Here is a 25,679-nt window from a genome sequence, read left to right as displayed (position 1 = left end):
ATACGTTAATGACTGTTCAATATCTCTGCGATATGCTTTACCTGCACTTTACTTTTTTGTCTCCGTAAAATACCTTCCATATGCATCAGGCAGCTCATGTCGCCACCAATTATATATTCCACACCGTGGCTCAGATGATCATCCACCCTGTCTTTACCCATTTTTACACTAACGGATTCTTCAGCAACGCAGAAGGTTCCGCCAAATCCGCAACACTCATCGGTTCGCGACAATTCAACTATTTCCAGCCCTTCCACCATTTTAAGCAGCTTATCGGGCTTTGAAAAAGGTTCTGCTACCAATTCACTCATTTGTGAAAGTTTTAATCCGCGTTGGCCATGACAGCTTTGGTGCATGCCTACTTTATGCGGAAACCTGGCATCCCATTGTTCAACCTGGACTATATCCGTTAAAAATTCGGTTAGTTCATATACATGCGCTTTTATATACTCCGCTTCCTTTTCGTTTTCAGCCTCGTGCAAATGTTGTTTTACATGTAATGTACAACTGCCTGAAGGGCATACTATATAGTCGAATCCGGTAAAGTTCTTTACAAACAATTCATTACAGCCTTTGGTCAAATGTTCAAAACCGGAGTTGGCCATGGGTTGTCCGCAACAGGTTTGTTTTGGTGGATATACAACGGTTACACCGGCCTTTTCCAATACCTGTAAGGTGGCTATGGCTACATGCGGATAAAACTGATCTATATAACATGGAACAAATAATGCTACAGTCATTTATGAAAGTAATTATAAGGGAGCGCGTTGAATAATATATCCGAAATTAATACAATTTCATTTTGGAGCCGACCTGTACTTACCTGAATGAATAACCCCGGAAGGGAAACATACTGTAAACTACCATCAAACAATGTGCATATCTTTATCATCCTTTTTTAACAAGCTGTATAATAAGTTCCTCCCTAATTTGCGTTATTATTATGGCAATGGGTGAAAACAATACACATTTTTTTGCGAGAAGCCTTGTATTAAATACCATAGGATTGCTTACCATTCTTCCTTTGGCTCCTTTAATCAATCGCTTTATACCCCCGGTAATTGTGGGTTACTGGAATGTTGACCTGTTAATATCCATCATCGCAGCTTTTTTTCTGGTAAGAGCTATTTTATGGATATTCCGACCACTTATTATTCCCGCGTTTATTGTAGTGGCAGGCTTTGTAGTGTATAGCCAGTTTACAGAAGGCTACAACCTTGGCAATATGATCCTTGATTATAAAAACCTGGTGGTAAAAAGTTGGGATATAAGAGATAATAAAGAAAAAGATCTATACCTGATAAAACCTGATATATTTGATACGGGCGTGGAAAAAGCGGTGAAGGGATTAAAGTCGAAGATCAATCCCAAAGATTCAGTTACCAGGAATTTTGCCGTAAAGCACTCTATAGAATATTTTGATGATTACCATAAAAAGTACGGACCAAAAGTAAGGTACCTTTCCCTGTTTAAGTATATCAATAATAATTTCAAGTATGTAGCCGACCCCAACAGGGATGAATATTTCGCTTCTGCCAGGGAAACCATCGAAAATGGAATGGGCGGCGATTGTGATGATCATACGATCATGATGATATCAAGTCTTAAAGCCATTGGAGCCAAATGCAGAATGGTGCTAACAGAAAATCATGTATATCCTGAGTTATACTGTGGCGATAAAAAAAATTTTACAGAGCTACAGGAAGCCATCACTCATTTATTTGCTTCAGAAAATTTTACCGGTTTATATTACCGCGAAGAAGACGGCAATTTCTGGATCAATCTTGACTACACAGCCCATCATCCCGGCGGGCCTTATGTAGACAATAAAGCATACGCGATTGTAGAATTTTGATTGGTTAAGCGTTGCTGCGATGTTGCTCCAATTGCTGAATAGCCTTTTCGGCCCTGTTGTACGCTTCCTTTACCTTATAATTATACCATTTATCTTTAAGCAGCTTTCTCATGGCATTATCAAAGTTACGTGTAAATACCAGGTTGCTGAAACCAGTAACCCTGTCGCGGGCTGAAGATAAGGCCCGTACACTTACAGAATATCCACCCGTTACATATTGTATATAATGCCAGTAACCCGAAGGCATAAACAAGGTTTCTCCAAAACGAATAACACATTCCCATCCATTGGCATATTTTAAGGCCGGAAATTTTTCAAAATCCAGGTTTTTCATATCGCCAATTCCGTGAAAATTATAGGGAAGTTTATACAGCAGGGAGGAATTACTATTAGAAAATAAGGTTACCTTCTTTTCTCCATGAAACTGTGTAAGAAAAACATGCGACATATCAATATCAAAGTGATTCCGGGTGCTGGATCCGCCGCCACCAAAAAACATTAAAGGCAGCCAGGTAAGAATATTGTCGGTAATCTTATTAAAAACCAACTGCCTGCGTATTTCCGGTTTTTCTATTAACAGGTTAAAAAGAAACAACCGCGATTCTGTAGGTTCGCGCTGTATAAGATCCAGGTATTCGCTGAATTTCATTTTAGCCATAGGGGCACTGTGTACCATATCAGGATGAGCATTTTCACTGCCATGCACAGGCACAATAAGATCACCCGCTACTTCTTTAAAATAATCGTAATTCCAAAGATCTATAGCAGGGCTTCCCTTGATAAAATCTTTGAGAATGACAGGGGTTTTTGTTCTGATAAATTTTTCAGTAAACTCCTGCTTTGTTAAACCTTCTACTCGCTGAATGGGTTGTAAGTTCATATGATGGCATCAAATTTATTAAGCAAAAGCAAACAATGATAAAAATTATTTTTGAAACATCATACAAGTGGGCCGAAAATTACCTGCAAACCTGATTTTTTTCTTAATATGTAAATTACATGAAATACATCAATATCCAAACCAGGTCCATTTCCATTATTAAAACTACCAAATGATTATTGAAAAGCCGCAAACAATGAACTCCTATCTTTGCTTTCCCCTGATAATCTTTTTTACCGCCCTCCCCAATTTATTAAAGTTATCTATCTGGTCCTGTATTGGAGTGAGTACCAGGTCTTCAGGCTGTACACCTGTTTCCAGGTACTCAGATTGTCTTTGCTCGGGATATAAAAGTATGAGGTTGTTCTTTTCAAAGTGCTTCAGCAATTTTGAAGGTATCGTTTCCATATAAGAATGGTACGAAACGGTTCCTTTCCTTGCACTAACAGCTATAATGAGATCATTACTGCGGATTTCCCTTGCCAGTACAAGGAAATCTTCTACATCTTCAAAGTGGCGGTATGAAATTTCTGCACTAACCTTGTTTTTAGCAAACTCTTTGGCAAAGGCCTTTTGGGTATCAGCGGCGCAGCATACCTGCACCCGTGCCCCTGCCTGTTTCGACAATGCAACAACTCTTTTTACCCAATGGTGAAAGCCTATTTCGTACTCTGCATTTTTGGTTAATACCAAAATTATTTTGGCTGTTGTATTAAGCGGGTAACTGAAGCGGCATATGAAAACGGTTTCCCATACACTATTCAGAATATTCTGAGTTGTTGTGCCAAATAAAGAATTGAACAGGAACCCGGTTGCTGTATTGCTTTTATCAGACCACTCCATCACCACATCAGATATGAGCAATTCTTTTACCGCGCGCCTGATGCCGTCGGCCATGTTCAGATCAACCCTTGTAACCGCCTGTACTTTTGTATCCGTTTCGGCGCCGTGTTTTATTGCTTTCTCAAGATTTTTATTGTTCAATACTACCTTTTCCTTTAACCTGTCTTCATCCTGCATTACGGTAAGCATGTATACAGGCGTTTTTTGCTGAGAGGAGTTAATCATTACGGCAAAATCCAGCAAACCATCCGTTTGATTTGTATCATTAACAGGGATAAGTATGCGTTCCTGAATATTTATTATATCCGGAACTCTGCCGGATTCCTCTACCGCCAGCCTTTTACCCGCATTAGCAGTAACAAAAGAACCAACCATGCAGGTAATTAATATCAGGATTATAGTGCCATTCAAAACATTCTCATCAATGATCTTCATATTAAACCCAATAAGAATTACTGCAATAGTAGCCGCTGCATGGGAAGTACTTAGCCCGAACATTACATTGCGCTGGGTTGCAGAATACCTGAATATTTTTTGGGTGATAAACGCCGCGATCCATTTGGTGGAAAGCGCCATAGCGGTAAGGGTTCCGGCAATGATAAGCGCCTGGTTTCCTTTCAGCAAAACCTTCAGATCTACCAGCATGCCCACGCTTATTAAAAAGAAAGGTATGAATAAAGCGTTGCCGGCAAATTCAATCCGGTTCATTAATGGCGAAGTATGAGGTATTAATTGATTCAATGCCAACCCTGCAAGAAAGGCCCCGATAATACCTTCAACACCGGCTAACTCTGCAAAAAATGCCCCAAGAAAAACCATGGCAAATACAAATATGAAATGTGTTGTTTGATCATCCTTGATCTTCTTAAAAAACCAGCGACCCACAAAAGGAAACCCGACAAGCACCGTTAAAGAAAATACCAGGAAAGAAAAACCGAGTTTAAGCCAGAATTGCTGGTTTAATTCACCTTCGATAGATCCGGTTATTACAGCAAGGATCAGCAAAACGGCTGTATCGGTAATAATAGTGCCGCCCACCGTTATCGTTACCGCTTCATTTTTAGCAATTCCCATGCGGCTGGCTAAGGGGTAAGCCACAAGCGTATGTGTTGCGAACATGCTGGATACCAGCAATGAAGCCATAAAATTAAAATGCAATAGGTAGTTACATAAAAAGAAGCCCAAACCCAGTGGAATAATAAATGTAAAGAAGCCAAAAACCAGGCTTTTATACCTGTTCTTTTTAAATTCGGCCATGTCCAGTTCAAGCCCGGCAAGAAACATGATATATAATAATCCCGCTTTGCCGAACAGGTCAATGCTACCGTTGGCTACCAGGTTAAAGCCGTGGTCGCCAATAGCCATTCCCGCCAATATTAAACCTATAATGCTGGGTATACGTAATTTCCGCAGTAAAATAGGCGCCAGTAAAATAATAAACAATACGATAACGAAAATTGGAATCGGATCATTTAATGGAAAAGTAAAACCATTCAATATCATCATAATGCGACCATTTTACCGGTTATCGTCCGGAATGGTTTCAAAAATACAAATGTTGGGGCAGTATTTAATATTGTATCCAATATCAATGCTATACTGGTTTATATATCTGTTTTTTAAAAACAGGTTGTCGTTTTTAACGGACACGATTACAAGTGGTTAGTAAATGCTAATTTTGAAATGAAAATAATTAACAATGACGGCAGGGTACAACACATCAACAGCGGAAGATAAAAAAACCCTGGTTTTAACCGAAAAGCCATACCAACTTGTTGTATGGAATGATGAGGTGAATACTTTTGAATGGGTTATTGAAACACTGGAAGAAGTGTGCGGGCATAGTCATGAACAGGCAGAGCAATGTGCTTATATTATACATTTTAAAGGAAAATACGCAGTAAAACAGGGCGAATATGATGAGCTTAAACCCCAATGCGATGCTATTACCGAAAGAGGCATAGGTGCTACGATAGAAGTAATGGTTGATTAATTGATTGGTTACTTAGTTGATTCGTTATTTGGTTGATTCGTTGTTGGGTTTTATCAGCGCTTTAACAGAACGCATCCGGTAGGCATTGATAGCAGTTACACCCAGCTTTTTAATGAGCCTGTAATTTACTATTGCCCCAACCGGGGCGCCAATGATGGGCACCAGTTGAGCCATTTTGGCTATATCAATATAATCACGATATTCCTGCTGGAAACTGCGCCAGTCGAACTGGTGAATGTCTTCCGGTAAATGCTCCCGCTGTTCTTCCCAGTTAACCATTCGCTGATAAATGTTTTTACGATGCTGCGGGCTGGAAAAAGCCAGTTGGAAAATATACAGAATATATAACCGTTCTTTATAATCCTTGAGATCATAGCCGTAAATAGTAGCCAGTTCAAAAAGAAGTTTAAGTTTTATGCCTATAAGCAAAGGAAAATCAGCCAGTCCCAGCAAAATGCCACCAGCTCCGGTAAGACCGCCTTCGGCAGCGGCTGTTTTTTGGTAAAGGCTTATTTTTTCTTCAGCAAGAGCGTCTTTTACCTGAAGGGATACATCTTTTTTAAACTTGGTTGTCGTTATATTTGCGCCATATAAAACACCCCTTACCATTTGTTTAATGGTAACCGTAATGGCCTGGTGTATTTTTTCAGGAATGAAACTGTTCACTTTATTCTGAAAACGTTTCGAAAGGCGATCAAAAAAAGAAGGCCCTGACAGCATCCGGTATTGCCACAATTTTAATTCCCGCAATACTTTTTGATCGTAGTACCGGCTCATTTATTTAAAATTAAAGATGGAATATAGACTGTTGTGTGCTGCGATCATTATACGGCGTCTACATTGACAACAATTACTACACTTCTGAATTTTTTATTTTGATGCAACAGAACGATCTGATCTTTTATAAAAGCCTTACAGCGGTTAATAAAAACAGTGTCCTTCGGAATCTTCAATAATAGCTCCATCAGGTATTGGTTACGCACCCGGTTAACAGGAGGCTCAGCCGGCCCAACTATATATTTCCCAAGTTCCTTTTGTAATCCCAACGCAAAATATTGAGCCGCTTCCGAAGTTCGTTCTTTTAATTTATGCCGGAATGTAATAAGTATAATACGGGAATACGGAGGATAGAAAAATCGTTCGCGGCCTTCTATCTCAAACCTGAAGAATGCAGCATAATCATGCTGTTGTACAAAATGAAGTACCGGATGCTTAGTGTTAACCACCTGGATCAGTACCCTGCCCCTCTCTTCTTTTCTGCCCGCCCGGCCGCTTACCTGTTCCATCAACTGAAAGGCCCTTTCATTTACCCTGAAATCTGCAAAACTTAAAAGGCTGTCAGCGTCCAGGATACCAACCAGGCTGACATGCTCAAAATCTAAACCCTTTACCACCATTTGAGTACCCACAAGAATATCTATCCGTTTCTGTTCAAACAATTGTATAAGACTATCGTGTGCATGTTTGCCCCGCACACTGTCTATATCCATCCGTGCTATTTTTGCTTTTGGAAAAGTCTCTTCCAGGTATTCTTCAATTTTCTCTGTTCCAAAATTACGTTGTACAAAAGCATAGCTGCCACATGCAGCACAAGTGGTTACATTAGGGTATATTGTTCCGCAATAATGACAAACCAGCTTGTTACTGAGTTTGTGATAAGTGAGGCTAACATCGCAGTGCTTGCATTGTGGTATCCATCCGCAAACGGCACAGATCTGGTAAGGCGAATAACCTCTCCGGTTTTGAAATAATATAACTTGTTTGTCTCTTTCTAATGATTTTTCTATCGCTTCCTTTAATTGTGGTGAAAGGATAATCTTCGACTTATCTTTTCTTACAATTTGTTTTGTATCTATAATTTCAATTGCCGGCAGATCCACACCCCCATATCTTTCGTTCAACGCCACTATGCCATATTTACCCTGCGATGCATTAAAATAACTTTCAACAGATGGGGTTGCACTGCCTAACAAAATTTTTGCCTCAAAAAGTCCCGCATAATATATAGCACTGTCTCTTGCGTTATACCTGGGAGCCGGGTCGTGCTGCTTAAAGGAAGTATCATGCTCTTCATCTACTACAATTAAACCCAGGTCGGTAAATGGAAGAAAAAGGGAAGATCGTGCCCCCAGTATGATCTTCAGTTCCCCGCTTTTGATCTTATTCCATATTTCTATCCTTTCGTTCTGGCTAAATTTACTATGATAAATTCCTATATACCCGCCAAAATGCTTTTGCAGACGGCGTATGATCTGGGAAGTGAGCGCGATTTCAGGTAGCAGGTAAAGCACCTGTTTGCCCTGGTGAACATACTGCTCAATTAACTTTATATATATCTGCGTTTTTCCACTTGAGGTGATGCCATGTAAAAGGCAAACCTGCTTCTCAACAAACAATGCATTCAGCTTTTCATATGCTTCCTGTTGTGCGGAGGTCAGGCTAAAATCAACGTTGATATGAAGCGGGAGATAACGCAAACGGTCAACCGCCCGCTTTTCAAGCCATAGAATATTTTTCTCACTTAGTCCTTTTAATTGTGCATCGGAAGCGCCTGATTTTTTGAGCAGGGCCGATTTGGTAACCTCCCCCTCAGTTTTTGTAAGATGCAGGTAACTAAGCAATAATTCCAGTTGTTTAGGCGCTCTGCCCCAGTTATTCATCAGTTCGGATAAAGCATCTTCATTTGCATATACCGGGTTAAGAACGATATAGGTCTCTTTTTTAGCACGGTATGTTTCTTTAAGTGCTTCCCATACAAAACACACATTTTTTTCGATCAATCTTTTAATAACGGGGTATACATGCGATGAATCGAGAAGCTGCTGCACTTCCGCAAGTTTTAATTCTTTTTTTATATGGAGGGCCTCAGCAATAATGTATTCATCATTGTCAAGCGCAGAAAAGTCATCCCCGTATTCCTCATTGCATAATAAAATAGTTTCACTGCTAAGCTTAAAATATGAGGGGAGGGCTGCAGCCATTACTTCGCCTTCACTGCACATATAATATTGGGCTATCCATTCCCACAATTTCATCTGCTGTTCAAACACGATAGGTTCTGTATCCAGCACATTCAAAATATCCTTTGGCTCAAATGCCACAGGTTTATTACCATGAAGCCGTTTAATAATACCGGCATATTTTTTATTCTTTCCCAGGATAACTTCTACCCGGCAACCTGTTTTTGCCTTATCCTTTAAATGATAGGGTATTTGCCATGTATAATTTTTAGGCAGCGCTAAAGGGATGATGATCTCTGCAAAAAGAGCGGCGTAAGAAGCGATATGATCTTTATCTGGATGAATATCCGTCATGAAGAATAAAGATAGGCCTGAAAAAAAGGAAAACAAATTAGTACCCGAAGAATTTAATCTCGTCTAAAATGTCTTATCAATTAAACACAGCTCAAGTATAGGCTACGCATCGGGATAAAATAGATTGGAAAATGGATTGGAACAAGGTTTTTGATATGGATCATATATTCCTATATATTTAACAGGTGTTGTAGCATCCATTTTATTAATAAAAAAATCCGTTGAAAGCAAAAAGTTACCAACAATCCGGCTACGGTCTATTTCATACTTTGTATTATACGGAAGAGAAAACAATGGATTATCAAAATGATAATGCCATTTCAATAGTTGCTGATTGGAAAATGGCAGAGCATTAACTAAACTTTTATTTTCCCTTGAAGCCAGCAGATACTTATCAATTTCTTCTGTAGAAATGCTCAAAGATGAAGTATCCTTTATTATAATCTTACGCACTAACACTTCAAAATTTTCAAAAAAAATATATCCGCCAGCAGCAACACCTGCTGCGCCTGTCGTTAATAACCAGATAAAATTTCTTCTCTTCATTATTCCAAAATAAAAATATTAATCAAAATATTTTATCCGCAGCCATTAACGATAGCGCAGATAGCGTAAGAGTGGGATTTGCCGGTGTAATGCTTGGATAAACCCCACTCCCCAGAATAAACAGGTTTCTATACTGATGATGAATGAGATTTTTGTCTACAACACCCTCTTCCTTTGAATCACTCATCCGAACAGTTGAACAAATGTGGTACTCAGATTTCTGAAAGTAGCCATCCATCTCAATTTTTTCTACAGGTAAGAAAGAAAATATTTTATCAATGTTACCTTTCAAATTTTTCATTGCCTTGTCTACATAAGAAGTATGCTTAGCGTATTGAACCCCAGGTTTTAAAAAATTATCACTCAAAACAACTTTATTATTATCATCAGGAAGGTCCTCAAATACAAACTTCAATCTCGCTATCTTTCTCCATTTTCCAGGTTCATTGCGAATAAAAGGAATATTGGAGCTTTCAATAATACAGGCAGCCTCATTTTTTCTATGATCGCCATCATAGAGCATATATCCATTAGCCGTAATAATAGAGCTACCTCCAACATTGTCAATATCCTTAAAATACAGGTAAGCAAATGTTCCTCTTTGTTCACATAAACCCTTACCAGTCTTTGGATTAGTGTCACCAGAATTCAATAAAATATGCGCATTAAAAATTGCATTTGCGCCTAAGGCGACAATTTCAGCATTCACCTCGTAGTCTTTACCATTGTACTTGTAAGCTACTCCCTTTATCGTGTCATTTTCGGTTAGCAAATGATGTACTTGCGAACCATAACGTATCGTAACTCTCTTATCAGCATATAAATAATCTAAAGTATTTTCAATAGTAAACTTACTGTTTACCGGGCACAATCCGCAGACTGCGCTTGTGCAACAGGCATTTCTTTTACCTGTTGGGACTGTAGCTCTGGCTGTTGGCTGACTAATGTACAATTCCTTATACTTATCCTGAAGTAATTTGTCTACTGAAGAAAGCGTTTGCGGCGGCAAAGGGTAAGGCTTACTCCTGGGGAAGGGTGTAATCTCTGGCCCGGCGATCATCATAATCTCTTCAGCCTGGGTGTAGTAAGGTTCTATTTCGTCATAAGATATTGGCCAATCCTGACCCATACCATAAAGCGATTTAATCTTGAAGTCATTAGGTAAAAATCTCGGAGTACAGCCTGTCCAGCAATTAGAGCTACCTCCAAAATTGGGATCAAACATCCATACTTTGTCTTCGCTATCGTTGATAAAAGTATCCCCTGTTTTAACTCTTTTTTCAAATATATCTGATTGTTTTCCTCCTGCAGCTTTTAGCCGTTCCGTATAAGGACACATTATTCCTCTTTCCAATACGAGGACCCGATTATCCAGAGGAGATTTTTCAAGATATTTCCTTAAAAAAAAACTCGAGGCAAATCCAGTGCCTACCAGTATAAGATCAAACTTTTCCATTAGCTTTTTTAACAATAATAGAATTGGCTCAAAAAAAATGGAAGCATAGAACAAGTATGCTTCCATTTAAAATTAAGTAACTAAACCTACTTCACAACAATAATTGCGGCTTTTTCTCCTTTTGGTAATCCCAGAAGCTGAATTCCATAAGTTCCCGCAGGAAGTTTGCCTCCCTTTAATCCCATCCTATGCTCACTGATTCCTTTTTTAAGATTCGTTAATGTAGTGGAGAATATTGGTCTACCTGAGATGTCTTTAAGTACCGCAATAATCTTGCCGGCAGGGTTATTCAAAGAAAGCTTAAGTGTGATATCATCTACAAACGGATTGGGATAAGCGCCCAAAATTACATTTCTATCTGTTTTTGATACAGAACCGGAATCTATATCTAATAATGCTACATTCCTGTCTCCGGCCTGAATAACTTTACGTCCGGACGGTGTACCATCTATGTCCGTACCAACGGCTTGAATACTAAGACTATTAATGTAGCCAAATCCACTAAGAATAGTCGGGGTAAGTGATATTAGCACACTTCCCGCTGCATCAGGAACTATATTATTAATTTGTACAGTATTCATCGTATTGTTTTTGGCATCCAAATTTACGTTCTCATTTTCTATTGTGTATGTAGTTATCTGGCCTTTGCCTCTATCTTTACATCCGCCATAGAATACAAAATTGTACCGCATGCTCTGGTTCAGTCCATCAATCCGAATTTTACCTATCTGCCCATATTCCAAGAAATAAAAAGTAGACATAACGATATCGGGAACAGCTCCAGAATTATTACCTGTAGTTAGAGTATTATCTTGCCGGTTAGTGCCACTAAAGGAATTTAAGCTGCCTACTATTGTCATGTTGATGCCGGTGTTCTGGTTATCATCATTCAACAGATTCGGCAGAATAAACCCTTCATAAACCAATTGATTTGTATTATTCCATGGTGCAGGCTGAGATGGTCCAAGTTCCGAGCCATCATTAAAATTAATATTAATAGAATATTTTATTGTTGCACCGCTAACGTAATCACTAAAGTCGGAAAAGCTTGAACCTGATACAGCTCGTACTTTATAATAATAAAGCTTACCGGTTTGCAGCCCACCATCCGTATATGTAAATGTGTTAGCGGGAATGGTAACAGGAAGTTTTACATATGTACCATTTGAAGCATCAGACCGCCAAATCTCAAAACCTGTCAAGTTTGTTGCGTTACATTTCCATGAGAGGCTTATAGTACTCCTGGTACTTTTGCTCATACTAAGATTAAAAGGAGGTAGGATTATCGTATTATCATACTCCTGAATCACCATTGCATTAATAACTGCATATCTATCCATATCAGCTTTAATTACCACATCAATAACACCTCCCTGACTGGGAGTTAAACTATTGATTTGTGTGGTTTGAGTACTGTTATTGGTTGCGTCTAATGAAACGGTTTGCCCCCCTGCTGTAAAATAAGTTACCTGCGCCTGGGTGTACGATCTGCTACCAAAAAAGATCAGATTATACCTTTTACCACTATTCAATCCTGAAATCCTGATTGTCTTCTGAGGAACTGTAGACTTGGTATAAAAATAATACCCGGTCATCATTACACTATCAGGAAAAATTCCCGAATTATTGCCGGTAACCATACCAGTATAAGTCTGTGCCCATGCCTCAAGCAATTGAACACTCATCGTAGTAGCACTACCCGTTTCTTCTTTAAGATTAGAGAGTAAGGTATTCTTAACTACTGCAGTCGCCCCAACCTGCGCAGCATTAAAGCTATTCCAGTGCCCAAAACTGATCGGATAATCCTTATTATTAAAATTTACTAATACGGAAGTGATATACTTATCCGTAACAGTGACCTTTATTGTTTTAACAGAGATTGCTCCATAATGATCACTTGCTTTTACCGATATATTATATGTACCGATATGTGTGCCGGTTGGGGAAAGATGAATTGTAGCATTGCCGTTGCCATTATCCGTAAATGTAGCGAATGAGGGTAAATTTGATACTGCAAGCGTTATTATATCTCCGGGGTCATCTGTAGCCACAATAGCTATACTTTTTACATCTCCACTTTTTATATATATATCTTCAGCGCTGATCACAGGCGCTTTGTTAGGTGTAACAATCATCACTATGGTTGAATTGGTTCCCCCATTGGTATTTATAGCCCGAACAGCATAAAAATATGTTTTGTTGCCCACCGCAGTATAATCATAATATGATGTCGAATCCTTATTCGTTGCTCCGGGATTCAATAACGTATAATACCCTGTTACTGACGTTGCGCGGTAAATCTCAAATCCGGTAGCATTATAAGCCATATTTGTCCACGTTACCTGAACTCCGTTAACACTACCAACAAACCGAACAGCTATATCTTTAGGTTTAGCCGGTACGGTTCCGTCGTTAGGGTCATGAGAAGCATCTACGTGAATTACCTTAACATCAAACGAGGAAGTATCTTTACCGTTACGTCCGTCTTTAACTGTTGCTTTTACTCTGTAAACACCCGCATCTCCATAATTGGGGGCAAATGATACAGAAGCAGTGCGGTTGGTAGTTGTTATAGTTGCAAATGCCGGCAAGCCTGTAAAAGACCATATCAAATAATCATCCGCATCATCATCGGTAGCAGATAGGTTAATTTGGTTGGTTTGCATTTCATTTACAGATAAGCTGGTTAAATTATTATTAAGAATCGGAACATAATTCGAATTTACAGTAAGATTAAATTGGACAGTGCTTTTATCATTTTGCGGATTAGAGGCCGTAACCACTATATTTCCATATAAGCCTTGCTGACCTTCCGAAGGAGAAAAAGTTATTATTCCTTTTCCATTGTCAGTTTGCTGAAATGCAGCAAAATCCGGAAGATTGCTTACCTGTAAAGTTATAGCAACTGGCGACCCTGAAGTGGCTTCTACCGGCACCTGAACTGTGCTGTTAAAACGCATGTACACATTTTCTACAGGCAGTATAGAAGGAATAACTCCAAGCGTACGAGCGTCTTTTTCATTGCTATACCCCGAATTACCACCTTCGCCTGTAGCCCTCACTTTGTAATAAAACAAAGAGCTGGGGTATAACTCTGTATCATTATAGGAGGTTGCGTTCGCAGGAAGTGTGGCTAGCAATACATAATCAGCATTACCATTATATGAACGATACAATTCGATATTTGTAATGTTTGCCAAACTACTATTGACCCATTTAATATTAATAGCAGAGTTACTGAATCCAAGAGCTGTTAGATTTGTTGGAGCGGCTGGAGTGGGCGGTGGTGCTAAAGTAGTGGCATTAGCTAATATATCGCCTAATACATTCCCGGGTATCGTTTGCTTATTAATACCCGGACCCTGATAACTTACGGTTAGTGCCTCGCCTCCTGTTGCCTCAAAAAAGGTAACACTTATCGGGTATATGCCTGCGTTTAATGAAACTGTACCGGACTGCTCACCGGTAGCATCATGCAATCCGTCATTATTCACAACCGGATTGTTATTGATGTATAACCTGGACCCATCGTCAGACTTGAGATAGAAAGTATAACTTCCCGTAGTCGGTATTGTAATAAATCCATCAAACTTTACTGCAAAATTATCCCCCCTTAGTTGCATACCCAATTGAAATGCGCTCACCCTTCCTGTTCTGACAGAAGTCATTGTATTGAAATCTGGCACTACCGACATACCGGTTCTTTCATAATAAGCATAATCCACACCCGGTCCTGTCTTATCAAACGGCGATTCCCCATATTGATTTATCGCCCTGATCTTGTAATAATAAGTTGTGGCAGGCTCAACCAAAGTGTCTGCAAAGCTGGTAGTATTAGCAGGCACCACTCCAACAGTAACAAAGTTTTCCTGAGGATTTGTGGAGCGGAAAAGCTCAAAAGATTTTTCATTATTGCCGTTGTCGGTCCATGTAAGATTAATTCTTTTAAAAGAAACCGCTGTAGCAGCCAGGTTCGACGGCTTTGCTGGCACAGCTCCCGCAGGCGTAGATGGAGGATCAACAAAAGCAGAATCGGGAATGGGAGCCATTGACCAGCCGTTCTGACCTGTTTTCCGCCAGGATACGCTCATGTTTGCCCCGCCACCTTGCTGGAAGAAGGTAATAGTTATGGGATAAACGCCTGCTGCGAGGTTATCAATAGCACCCTCTGCATATTTAGATCCATGAAGTCCATCATTATTAACCAATGCTGTTGCTGTACTATTATATGGAGCAAGGTATAACTTGCTTCCGTCGTCAGAAGTGGTGCTGAAAATATAGTTGCCAGTTGACGGAATCCGAATATATCCCTCCCATAAAAAAGCGTAATTCTCGGCCTGGCTGGCGTTTGCGAGCGTTACATTAGGCACTACCCCGGTTAATATTGGAGTAAGTGTATTAAAGTCAGGCAAATTATTCCAGATACCTGTATAATGCTTAAAGGTTAACCCTTTAGCCAGAGGCTGAGCTGTAACCTGGTTACTGGCTGCGGATTTGTTACCCGCAATATCAACTGCTTTAACGGTAAAATTATACGATTTACCAAAATCCAACCCATATACCGTATACTCCGTCTCTGAGGTAACATAGGATTTGATGCTATTGACATAAATCTCATAATGATCCATACCCACATCATCCGTTGATTCGCCCCAGGCGAGCGATATGTAATTTCTCGCTGAGCCTGTCACATTCAAATTACCCGGAGCCGTTGGAGGATTGATATCCTTTTGCGTAATGGCCGAAGCTTCATTTGAAACAGGGGCTGCTGCTGTACCGCTCACAGACCTTACAATATAATAGTATCTAACTCCGGGAGTTAACCCTTCTTTTACAAAGGAAAACACATTACCATCAACCAGGCTTATAAATTGATAAGGGCCGCCGGACTGGGTTGCCTGGTAAATTTCAAAATTGGTTTGAGGGTAAACCGGGTTCGGGTTGCTACTCCAATTCAATTTCAAAGAAGTATAGGAAAGCGGGATAGCGATCAGACCGGTTGCAGCATCTGGTTTATTGGGACCATTGGCATTAATAACTGTAAAAGGATCGCTAAATGCGCTGGCACAACCAAATTGTTCGGTAACCTTCACCTTATAGCTACCTATACCAACTCCATTTACCGCGTTACCAGTACTGAGTGTTGTAGTATCACCCACTTTCTCCCATTTATATCCTGCGAAACCCTTAGGCACTTCTAAATTTACAGTAGTCTTCCCATCAGGAGCGGGCAAAACTCTACTTGCCAAACCACTCACTTTTATTGCAGGCGGAATAGTGCTGGTTTTGTATTTAATCTCAACCGGAATAGGAGACCATCCTGACCAGGTTGTTCCTTTTCTTATCCGGCATGAGTAAACGCCAATATCCGTAACCGTAAGCGTATTGGAACTGGTTCCCAACCCGGTGAGCACTACATCATTTTTTCGCCATTGGTATTCATCGAACCCCGCAGTAACACCAATAGTTGTATTAACAGAACCCGGACCTGTGTTACAAAACTCAGTTCTGCCATACAAGGGCCAAGGGTTCGCTTTGTTTGCCCTGTTTAAAAAAGGAAAATAATCAGGTTCACCCCAAGCTGAATACCAACAACCATGCCCTAAATTTGGATATTCTGTATATGTAAAATTCGCACCTGCATTTTCCGCTACACCATTAAGATATTGCGAGACACTCGGCATAGGGTTTAGATCCAGGGCTCCCTGAAATAACCAGATTGGTGTAAATTTATTGTTCACTATAGTAGTATTGTGACTGGATGAGGAGCTGCTTATTGGCAAACAGGCTGCCACCAGTTTAGGATAGAATTCAAAAAACTTCCACGTTGAAAACCCACCCCCTGAAAGCCCGTCTACAGATATTCTAAACGGATCTACATTAACCTGGGGAATAAGAAAGTCCTCTAATAATTCCATTACAAACTGTCGTTGTGCCGTACTCCAGTGACCATCGGGATCAGAGGTTTGTGGATATAAAAGAAAACCATTATAGGTACCGTTATCTACTGCATTTCTATGCAATTCGCCTCCATGAAACAATTGATATTCGTTATCGTAAATACTACCTCTTTCACCTTTTCCATGGAAGAACAGAAATAAAGGATACTTCGTATTTCCGGAAATATCATAATTTTTTGGCCATTTAAGCCGAAATGCAACTCCTTTATATATATAAGCTTTAAATGAAGAAGTGTTCCAAGGCAACCGGTTTGTTTTTACCCATTTACCAGGTTGACCGAAAACGGGCTCAGTTGGGGGATTGGAAGGATTGTAAATTACTATGGGATCATTAGGGTTAAAAACAGATTGCCCCTGGGTTGACACAACCGCTCCTATCATAAAAAACGAGAGACAACCCCAAACTAATTTGTGTACGAATTGGTTCATATTAATTTTTTGTAACTGTTTAAAGGTTCCAGGGAGGAGATTGGGTATTAGTAGAAACTTACTGGTGTTTATTAAGATAAAATCAACGGCTTTGATCTTCTTTAAACATTATACGAAAAAAAACGGAAATAGGTTTGACAGAAGACAATTGGAAAGAAAATTGATGCTAAAGTGCAGACCCGAAACATCAATAGGGATTGCAAGGTATAAAAGTATTTTTGATTATACAATACATTCACATCAGAATTTTACTTTAAATAAGCACTCATTGATAACCAGCCTGTTAAAATACGCTCCCTTTATCTTATGATAAAAATGCAGAGGTACTTTCTCATTCTTTTTGTAACACTTTTTAAATACGCTGTCATTACTGTTTTTATTTAATCTTCTAATCAGAACAATTGCCGGTAGTTTTGTTACCGGTATTGAGTAGCTCTTTTTGATTAAATGAATTAATACCAGTGCAACGCTTCTTTAAATTTATTAATCATCCTCTATTAAAAAATATCATTATTTTTCGATAATGCGTTGGAAAACTATTCCTCTTATTTTCATTTGTACCACTTTTCTGAGTAGTGTTTATGCGCAAATCTGTACCAACTTAGGACAAAATCCGGGCACAGCATTCCCGGTATGTGGCACATCTACTTTTACGCAACAAACTGTCCCGGCCTGCGGCGGGCGCTCAATCCCCGTTCCAGGCTGCGAAAATGATAATGCGGCTTATGGAGATCTCAACCCGTTCTGGTATAAGTTCACATGTTTTACTGCAGGAACCCTCGGATTAACCATCACTCCACTTACTGCATCGGATGATTATGACTGGCAATTGTTTGATATTACCGGCCATGATGCTGCCGATGTATATACCGACCGCAGCTTATATGTTGGAAGCAACTGGTCGGCACACCCCGGTGCAACCGGCACCGCAACCAATGCCGGCTCATTTACAAATTGTGCCGGATTCGACTATCCCAATACAAGTAAAATGCCCGCACTTCTTGAAGGACACCAATATCTTTTGCTGGTGAGTCATTTTACAATAACCAACCAAAGCGGGTATAAACTTTCTTTTGAAGGTGGTACAGCGAACATAACAGACCCAAAAGTTCCGCATCTCCAGGATGCAAGAGCTTATTGCGACGGAACAAATATTATTGTGAAGCTGAACAAAAAAATGAGATGTAATACCCTTGCGGCTGATGGCAGCGACTTTTCCGTTTCATACGGAGGCGCAACCATCACCGGGGCAGTTGCAACAGCCTGCCTTACCGGCTTTGATATGGACTCTGTTACCATTACGCTCAACAATCCATTGCCTGCCGGCGATTATTCACTCACTATAAAAAAGGGTTCAGATGATAATACCCTCTTAGATAATTGCGACCGGGGTATTGAAGAAGGTGAAAACATTCCATTTAGCGTTTTGCCCGTTCAGCCTACCCCAATGGATAGCTTAACCACCCCGGGCTGTGCGCCAAACTTTCTGCAACTGGTATTTAAAAAACCTATACGCTGTAATTCCATAGCTGCGGATGGAAGTGATTTTATGATAAACGGATCGCCGGCAATAGCAATTGCTTCTGCTTCCGGCCAATGCAATGATAATGATATGAGCAGTGTAATTCATGTACAACTTGCTGCCCCGATCTTACACAATGGCACATATACCATTGCACTAAACAAAGGAAGCGATGGCAACACTATTATTGATGAATGCGGAGAAGAAACACCGGAAGGCGCTGCCTTACATTTTATTACTAAAGATACTATTTCAGCCGCCTTTAATTACTCTATATTATATGGCTGCAACACCGATACAATTATATTTTCACACAACGGGGCAAACCAGGCAAATTTATGGAAATGGGCATTTGAAGATAATACTTCAGGAACCGGGCAGCATTTTCAAAAAACATATTCGGTTTTTGGCCAAAAAACGGCCACACTAATAGCATCGAACGGTGTTTGCCATGACACTGCTTCCGCTGATATTATCCTTGATAATGAACTGAAAGCGGATTTTGAGGCTCCGGAATTTATATGTCCCCGGGATTCAACAATATATGAAGATGCAAGCACCGGAAATATTTTGCGCTGGGACTGGAGTTTTGGTAATGGCACAAACAGCATTCTTAAATCTCCTCCTGCACAATCCTATTCGGCACCGTTAACAGACCAGGAATACAATATCCGGCTTGTTGTTACAAATAACCATGGCTGCATGGATACTGCAGTTAAAAAAGTTAAACTGGTAAGCAGTTGTTACATTGACATACCCTCTGCATTTACCCCCAATGGCGATAACCTTAATGATTATCTCTACCCGTTAAATGCCTATAAAGCCAGTAATCTTATTTTCAGGGTATATAACTTATATGGTCAAAAAGTGTTTGAAACTACCGATCGTTTAAAAAAATGGGATGGCACGATCAACGGAAAGATGCAGGGCAGTGGCACTTATGTATGGACACTGCAATACATACATACGGATACCGGTCGGGTATTTCATTTAAAGGGCACTACCACACTAATAAGGTAACTTTCCCGTTCCTTCACGCTTTTACATTCATTTTTACTGTTCTCATTCATATCTGGCATGGAATATGAATTATATGGCTCCTGTACAAAGAAAAACAAACTATTTATACAACATTATTTACAGGAAAATCGTTTTAATTATTAATATAAACTCCTGCCGGTATGAAAAATGCAGATAAACTTTTCTTCGCCTTTGTTGCCATAAGTTATTTTATACTTTATGGGGTTATGGCTATGCTGAGTTAATTTCGTCTCCTTATCTTTATCTTTATATTTATATCGCCTTGCACAGGCAATGCGTTATATCTTTTCCCAATAGTTATAAACCCCTTTTTTTTATGAAAAATAGCATATTGTTCGGAAAATATATTTTACTATTCGCTTTTTTTTCAACTTCTATACTCATTTCCTGCCAGAAAGATAAAGAGGAAGAACCCGCTCCCCCAACCAAAAAAGAGCTGTTGTCTAATAAATGGAAGGTATCTGATGTGAAAAATGCAGGCGGAACCAGCGTTATTGATTTTCCTCTTCCACAGATAGTATGCCTGAAAGACAATATTTTTACACTCAAGAAAGATGATACTTATACAATTGATGAAGGCGCCGTAGCATGTGAGCCCTCTACTGCTCAATCGGGCACATGGAAGCTAACCGATAATGAAACCAAAATCCAGTTTACTCCAACTACCGGAGACCCGTTAATCTTTGATCTTATTGAAGTAAATACCACTACATTAAAGATAGCTTATGCAATTACAGGTACGGGTATACCTGGTGCCGATGGCACGTATACCATCATCCTGGAAAAAGCTTAAGCCGAAAGGACAGAATATTATACAGGAGTTACCTCGTACACCGGGCTGAATAAATATATTTTCCCCGTTTTTATTTCTAAGCACCTGATGCGCTTCCGCAACTGATCACCCCGCTTGAATATTCTGCCATCATCTGTTTGGAATGACCCGTTGACATCAATTTCTTCCACCAGCTTTTTCTGATCTTGTTTCTGATCATATTTTCGCAGCACTCTTATCAAACCGTCTTCGGCGCAACTGCCGGCCGCTGGACTATGCATTGTAGTTTTTATTTCCATAGCTATGTCTCCCGGAAAAATATCAAGCAAAAGGAATTGATGCAAAATCTCACCATATACTAATTTCCACTCTTTTCCATGAGATGCGATCCGGTTTCCATATTTTGCAAAGGCTATGAGATGCGCCAGTTCATGCAACAGCGTAATTAAAAATGCAAACGAATTAAGATTGCCGTTTACACTGATACGATGATTTTTTCCATGAACAGCGAACCTGTAATCGCCTAAAACACTTCTTCGCTCTCTGGTAACGGTAAGATGCACTTTGTAGTGCTGGAGGTATTGCATTACCGCATGATAAGAACCAGCGGGCAAATAAGAATCCAAAGTAGCAAGTGGGGCTTCTCTTTTTTTACGCATTTTTTTGCTTACCGGCTTTGAGCAGCATGCTTATTTCAATAAAAGTATATAACATATAAAACACCATACAGGCAATTACAGATGCCTTATTCACCTTAGTGGCCGCTTTTGCATATATCAAAGCCACTACAGCTACTAATATGAGTTTTACCAGGAAAGAAATATAGAAATAACGGACGATGAGTTGTGGCGAAGTAGATTTCGCCGCTTTTTGCTGAAGCAAAAATGAAATGATACTTAACCCAAATAAAAACACATTTCCCCACAACAATACCTGCGTGCTAAAACCATATCCGGTGAGCATACGCTGAAAAAGCACAAACAGCCCGTTGAGCAGCAGAAAAAGAAAAAAAGAAGGCAAAAAGGCTTTTAATCCACTCATATATTCAATATTCCAAAAAGCAAATCTACAACAAGCTGAATGAAAGCCAATTTCGGTTGACGCGATATAATCCTGTGCGTAGCGCTGCATTATTCTTATATTCAAAAAAAATACTGTATAACTATTTAGCCAACAACAGCTCGTGCAGTTAAGAAATTATTGTATCCTGCTTATTTTATCATTGCATAATTTCACCTGATTTTACTACCTTTGCAAACCTTAAAACAAAAAGCATGGCGAACCGGCATGAATACGAGATTGCTTTTGTAGGGCTAAAGCCGGGCAAGCATGAATATGTTTACGAGATAAATGACAAGTTCTTTGCAGAGCAGCAACCACAGGATTTTACAGATACTCACGTTACTGTAAAATTGATCCTGGACAAAAAAGCCTCTTTTCTCATGCTTAAGTTTGAGATAGGAGGAACGGTTACCTTGTTATGCGACTTATGTGGCAATACCCTGGAAAAAAGTCTGTGGGATGATTTTGAAGTATTGGTGAAGATGGTAGACAACCCGGATGAAATGAATGCCTCTGAAGAGGATCCGGATGTTTATTACATATCAAGAACAGAAAGTCATATTAACGTGGCAGGCTGGATATACGAATTTATTAACCTGAGTATTCCATTGCAACGCACCTGCGGGGAAAATTCCGACGGAAGTTCGAAATGCAACCAGGAAGCGCTGGATATGCTCAGAAAATTGAACGAACGCAATACAGAAAATGAAAATCCGATCTGGAAAGATCTGGACAAATTCAGAAACAATTAAAATTTAGTGTTATGCCCAATCCAAAACGCAGACACTCTCAGCAACGCAGTGCGAAAAGAAGAACACATTACATAGCTGAGACAGTGACGTTAAGCAAAGACAGCGCTACAGGCGAAACGCATGTACGCCACCGTGCACATGTGAGTGAAGGAAAACTCTATTACAAAGGAAAAGTAGTAGTAGAAAAATCGCCGATTAAATAGTATTTTTTACTTTTTTGATATGGTTCCCAATTCCGGATAAATAATATTATTTGGATTTGGGATTTGTATTTTTCAGATTTTCCCCAAATTTGCTGCATGAACATCGCCTTAGATATGATGGGTGGCGACTTCGCCCCTCTTGAAGCTATTAAAGGAGCATCGGCATACTTATCGGAAGCACCAGTTCCCGCCCATCTTCTTTTAATAGGAGATGAAATTCAATTGCAAGCGCTTTTGCAGCAATACCCGCTAAAGTCAGGCGATTTTACAATTGTTCATGCAGCACAGGTAATTGGCATGCACGAACATCCCACAAAAGCGCTTAAAGAAAAACAACAATCTTCTATTGCCATTGGTTTTCATTTATTAGCCTCCGGAAAAGCAGATGCTGTTATTAGTGCGGGTAATACCGGGGCTATGCTGGTTGGGGCATTATACAGCATCAAACCAATAGAAGGTGTAAGCCGTCCAACTATAGGTGCATATATGCCCCGGGAAAATGGTAAGCTTGGACTTTTATTAGACGCAGGGATTAATGCTGACTGTAAACCCGAGAATCTTGCCCAATTTGCCATCCTGGGCTCCTTATTTGTACAGCATGTATGGAATATTGAAAATCCGAGAGTAGGATTGCTGAATATTGGTGAAGAAGAAGGGAAAGGGAACCTGCTGGCACAAGCCACTTACCCACTGCTTAAGGAAAACGCTTTAATCCATTTTATTGGTAATGTTGAAGGACGTGACATCTTTTTAGACAAAGCAGATGTAATAGTTTGTGAAGGATTTACGGGTAATGTAATGCTTAAAATGGCAGAGAGTGTTTACGATATAGTAAAACGCCGCAATATCCATGATGCCTATTTCGATCGTTTCGAATTTGAGCAATATGGCGGCGTTCCGGTTCTGGGCGTTAATAAACCAGTGATCATAGGCCATGGCATTTCACATGGGCCATCTTTTAAGAACATGATCCTGATGGCTCAAAAAATTATTGAAATAGACCTTATTGAAAAAATTAAGAAGAGCTTCAAATCACAATAATGGATTTCGGCCAGGTTACTGCGGCAATAAGTACGGGTGAGGTTACCGGAAATATTCTATAGCCCGCATGCACCTAACAATAAACTATAAACGACAACCCATAAATGATTTAACATCCCCATTTAATCAATGTAGATCCCCAGGTAAACCCTCCGCCAAAAGCAGCCAGTACAATCTTGTCTCCTTTTTTCAACTGATCCTGCCATTCCCATAAACAAAGCGGAATAGTACCTGCGGTTGTATTGCCGAACTTTTGAATATTGAGCATCACCTTTTCATGCGGCAGTCCCATGCGGTTGGCTGTGGCATCAATAATACGCTTATTGGCCTGGTGCGGAACCAGCCAGGCTATATCGTCGGCGCCCAACTGGTTACGCTGCATTAATTCATAGCTTACATCCGCCATATCCCTTACGGCATGCTTAAACACAGGTTGCCCTTCCTGGTATATATAATGCTCTTTATTGGTAACCGTTTCTATGGATGCGGGCTTAAGAGAACCTCCTGCTTTCATATGCAGGTGATGCCCGCCTGCGCCATCGCTTCTTAAAATACTATCCAGCACACCATATCCTTCCGTATTGGGCTCCAGTAAAACAGCGCCTGCACCATCACCAAAAATAATGCACGTAGTACGGTCACTATAGTCAACTATGGCGCTCATTTTGTCTCCTCCGGCTACTATAACTTTTTTGTAACGTCCGCTTTCTATTAAGGCCGCTCCGGTAGTTAAAGCATATAAAAATCCTGAACAGGCAGCCGCCAGGTCAAATCCCCATGCATTTACAGCACCCAGTTTATAACAGGCAATATTTGCAGTAGAAGGAAATATAGTATCAGGTGTAACAGTTCCAACAATTAAACAATCTATTTCTTCAGCGCTTATTTTTCTTTTGTCTAAAATTTCCTGCACTGCCGGCACTACCATATCAGATGTACCTAGATCTTTGCCCTTCAATATCCTTCTTTCCGTTATTCCTGTGCGTGTACGTATCCACTCGTCATTGGTGTCTACCATTTTTTCCAGTTCAGCATTGGTCAGGCGATATTCAGGCACATAACCACCAACAGCAGTAATAGCGGCAGTAATTTTTGAACTCATATTCACTTGTATTTCAAAATTGGGCACGAAAATACAATTATAGTGATAAACCAAATCTTAGGGTACTGCTTTTCTGGTTAAATTATATTTTAAGTATCAACCAGTCTTAAAGTGTTTTTTAAACATCTTATCATTTCTGTGCCACTAAAAACACGAACAATACTCTTTCTCAAAATTCCGGCTTAAAAATTGAACAGGGTACAACAGACACACTGATTTTTAAAAAAAAACGCTTTTATGCATTGTTTTATCGAAACAACAAATATGAAATAGCTCTTTTTCTGCAAACACAATCCGTTATCTTTGCCCTCTTTAAATAAGAGATGATAGCTTTTGTAACAGGTAAGTTTGTATATAAGTCTCCTGCGGTAGTGCATGTAGATGTTAATGGAGTGGGTTATGAAGTGCAGGTAAGCCTTAATACCTATTCAAAAATACAATCGCTCGAAAAAGGTTCCCTGTACACCTGGCTGCATATCAAGGAAGACGGGCATACTCTGTATGGATTTTTTGACATGGCTGAAAAAAATATATTTACCCAGTTAATCAGTGTGAATGGGGTGGGCACTTCTACAGCCAGGATGATGCTTTCGGCCATGCAGCCCGATGAACTGGCGCAGGCTATTGTAAAAGGAGATACCACACGTTTGGAAAAAATAAAAGGAATAGGCAAAAAATCAGCAGAAAGGATCGTACTTGAACTGAGAGATAAAATGGGCAAAACCAGTTTTGAAACCACGGGTTCTGCGCTCATAAACAATACTTTGGAGCAGGATGCGTTAAATGCCCTGGTGGCATTGGGCATTGTACGCAATATGGCAGAAAATGCAGTTAAAAAAGCCGCCGCATCCGCCCCCTCTACCGAAAATCTGGAAACATTAATTAAAAAAGCATTACAGCTTATTTGA

Annotated in this window: 19 protein-coding genes; 8 read left to right on the top strand and 11 right to left on the bottom strand. The window is 39.9% G+C overall.

The genetic code is table 11. The features are described from left to right. Positions 1-5: 5 nt before the first annotated feature. Positions 6-740 (bottom strand): (Fe-S)-binding protein, encoded by a 735-nt coding sequence (locus FRX45_RS08250; protein WP_152267921.1) that lies wholly within the window; start codon positions 738-740, stop codon positions 6-8. 203 nt (positions 741-943) lie between these two features. Here FRX45_RS08250 and FRX45_RS08245 point away from each other — a divergent pair, with 203 nt between their 5' ends. Then, a complete protein-coding gene (locus tag FRX45_RS08245; protein ID WP_226805105.1) occupies positions 944-1,855 on the top strand; it encodes a transglutaminase domain-containing protein in 912 nt (303 codons plus the stop codon). A 4-nt stretch (positions 1,856-1,859) separates the two neighbouring features. On the opposite strand, the gene FRX45_RS08240 is transcribed toward FRX45_RS08245, so the two are convergent. Both FRX45_RS08240 and FRX45_RS08235 read right to left on the bottom strand, forming a co-directional pair. After that, positions 1,860-2,735 carry a cupin-like domain-containing protein gene (locus FRX45_RS08240; protein ID WP_152267920.1) on the bottom strand — a complete coding sequence of 292 codons (876 nt, stop codon included), beginning with the start codon at positions 2,733-2,735 and terminating at the stop codon, positions 1,860-1,862. A gap of 204 nt (positions 2,736-2,939) precedes the next feature. Next, positions 2,940-5,084: a cation:proton antiporter gene (locus FRX45_RS08235; protein ID WP_152267919.1), complete on the bottom strand. Its 2,145-nt coding sequence runs from the start codon at positions 5,082-5,084 to the stop codon at positions 2,940-2,942. Positions 5,085-5,277: 193 nt separating this feature from the next. On the opposite strand from FRX45_RS08235, the gene FRX45_RS08230 reads away from it, so the two are divergent. Continuing rightward, positions 5,278-5,571 carry an ATP-dependent Clp protease adaptor ClpS gene (locus FRX45_RS08230; RefSeq protein WP_152267918.1) on the top strand — a complete coding sequence of 98 codons (294 nt, stop codon included), beginning with the start codon at positions 5,278-5,280 and terminating at the stop codon, positions 5,569-5,571. A gap of 24 nt (positions 5,572-5,595) precedes the next feature. Here the strand turns inward: FRX45_RS08230 and FRX45_RS08225 are convergent, their stop codons facing one another. From FRX45_RS08225 to FRX45_RS08205, 5 genes are all read right to left on the bottom strand, one after another. Then, the gene (locus tag FRX45_RS08225; RefSeq protein ID WP_152267917.1) at positions 5,596-6,348 is read right to left on the bottom strand and encodes an EcsC family protein; all 753 of its coding nucleotides are present in this window, start codon (positions 6,346-6,348) and stop codon (positions 5,596-5,598) included. Between the two features lie 47 nt (positions 6,349-6,395). Next, positions 6,396-8,885, bottom strand: coding sequence for a replication restart helicase PriA (gene priA / locus FRX45_RS08220; RefSeq protein ID WP_152267916.1), 2,490 nt, complete (start codon positions 8,883-8,885; stop codon positions 6,396-6,398). 102 nt (positions 8,886-8,987) lie between these two features. Then, positions 8,988-9,431, bottom strand: coding sequence for a hypothetical protein (locus FRX45_RS08215; RefSeq protein ID WP_152267915.1), 444 nt, complete (start codon positions 9,429-9,431; stop codon positions 8,988-8,990). 22 nt (positions 9,432-9,453) lie between these two features. Beyond that, a complete protein-coding gene (locus tag FRX45_RS08210) occupies positions 9,454-10,887 on the bottom strand; it encodes a GMC oxidoreductase (protein WP_226805103.1) in 1,434 nt (477 codons plus the stop codon). 86 nt (positions 10,888-10,973) lie between these two features. Then, positions 10,974-17,276, bottom strand: coding sequence for a fibronectin type III domain-containing protein (locus tag FRX45_RS08205; protein WP_152267913.1), 6,303 nt, complete (start codon positions 17,274-17,276; stop codon positions 10,974-10,976). Between the two features lie 523 nt (positions 17,277-17,799). On the opposite strand from FRX45_RS08205, the gene FRX45_RS08200 reads away from it, so the two are divergent. Both FRX45_RS08200 and FRX45_RS08195 read left to right on the top strand, forming a co-directional pair. Next, entirely contained in the window at positions 17,800-19,818 is a 2,019-nt protein-coding gene (locus FRX45_RS08200; RefSeq protein WP_152267912.1) for a T9SS type B sorting domain-containing protein, read from the top strand. A 337-nt stretch (positions 19,819-20,155) separates the two neighbouring features. After that, positions 20,156-20,632 carry a DUF5004 domain-containing protein gene (locus FRX45_RS08195; RefSeq protein ID WP_152267911.1) on the top strand — a complete coding sequence of 159 codons (477 nt, stop codon included), beginning with the start codon at positions 20,156-20,158 and terminating at the stop codon, positions 20,630-20,632. Between the two features lie 17 nt (positions 20,633-20,649). On the opposite strand, the gene FRX45_RS08190 is transcribed toward FRX45_RS08195, so the two are convergent. Together FRX45_RS08190 and FRX45_RS08185 are read right to left on the bottom strand one after the other, a co-directional pair. Beyond that, positions 20,650-21,270 (bottom strand): SprT-like domain-containing protein, encoded by a 621-nt coding sequence (locus FRX45_RS08190; protein ID WP_152267910.1) that lies wholly within the window; start codon positions 21,268-21,270, stop codon positions 20,650-20,652. Beyond that, positions 21,263-21,652 carry a hypothetical protein gene (locus tag FRX45_RS08185; protein ID WP_152267909.1) on the bottom strand — a complete coding sequence of 130 codons (390 nt, stop codon included), beginning with the start codon at positions 21,650-21,652 and terminating at the stop codon, positions 21,263-21,265. Before FRX45_RS08185 ends, FRX45_RS08190 begins: the two co-directional genes overlap by 8 nt. A gap of 233 nt (positions 21,653-21,885) precedes the next feature. Between FRX45_RS08185 and FRX45_RS08180 the strand changes: the two genes are divergently transcribed. The 3 genes from FRX45_RS08180 to plsX all read left to right on the top strand — a co-directional run bounded on the left by FRX45_RS08180 (position 21,886) and on the right by plsX (position 23,669). After that, positions 21,886-22,425 (top strand): YceD family protein, encoded by a 540-nt coding sequence (locus FRX45_RS08180; RefSeq protein ID WP_152267908.1) that lies wholly within the window; start codon positions 21,886-21,888, stop codon positions 22,423-22,425. A gap of 11 nt (positions 22,426-22,436) precedes the next feature. Next, entirely contained in the window at positions 22,437-22,628 is a 192-nt protein-coding gene (rpmF, locus tag FRX45_RS08175; protein WP_152267907.1) for a 50S ribosomal protein L32, read from the top strand. Between the two features lie 96 nt (positions 22,629-22,724). After that, positions 22,725-23,669 carry a phosphate acyltransferase PlsX gene (gene plsX / locus FRX45_RS08170; protein WP_152267906.1) on the top strand — a complete coding sequence of 315 codons (945 nt, stop codon included), beginning with the start codon at positions 22,725-22,727 and terminating at the stop codon, positions 23,667-23,669. Between the two features lie 109 nt (positions 23,670-23,778). Here plsX and FRX45_RS08165 read toward each other — a convergent pair whose 3' ends face one another. Further along, positions 23,779-24,771 (bottom strand): beta-ketoacyl-ACP synthase III, encoded by a 993-nt coding sequence (locus FRX45_RS08165; RefSeq protein ID WP_152267905.1) that lies wholly within the window; start codon positions 24,769-24,771, stop codon positions 23,779-23,781. Positions 24,772-25,094: 323 nt separating this feature from the next. Here FRX45_RS08165 and ruvA point away from each other — a divergent pair, with 323 nt between their 5' ends. Further along, a complete protein-coding gene (gene ruvA / locus FRX45_RS08160) occupies positions 25,095-25,679 on the top strand; it encodes a Holliday junction branch migration protein RuvA (RefSeq protein ID WP_152267904.1) in 585 nt (194 codons plus the stop codon).

This window comes from Agriterribacter humi (genome assembly GCF_009192765.1).
GTDB classification, from domain to species: Bacteria; Bacteroidota; Bacteroidia; order Chitinophagales; family Chitinophagaceae; genus Agriterribacter; species Agriterribacter humi.
Note: the sequence above shows the minus strand (reverse complement) of the source record. Positions and strands in the feature narration are given on the sequence as shown.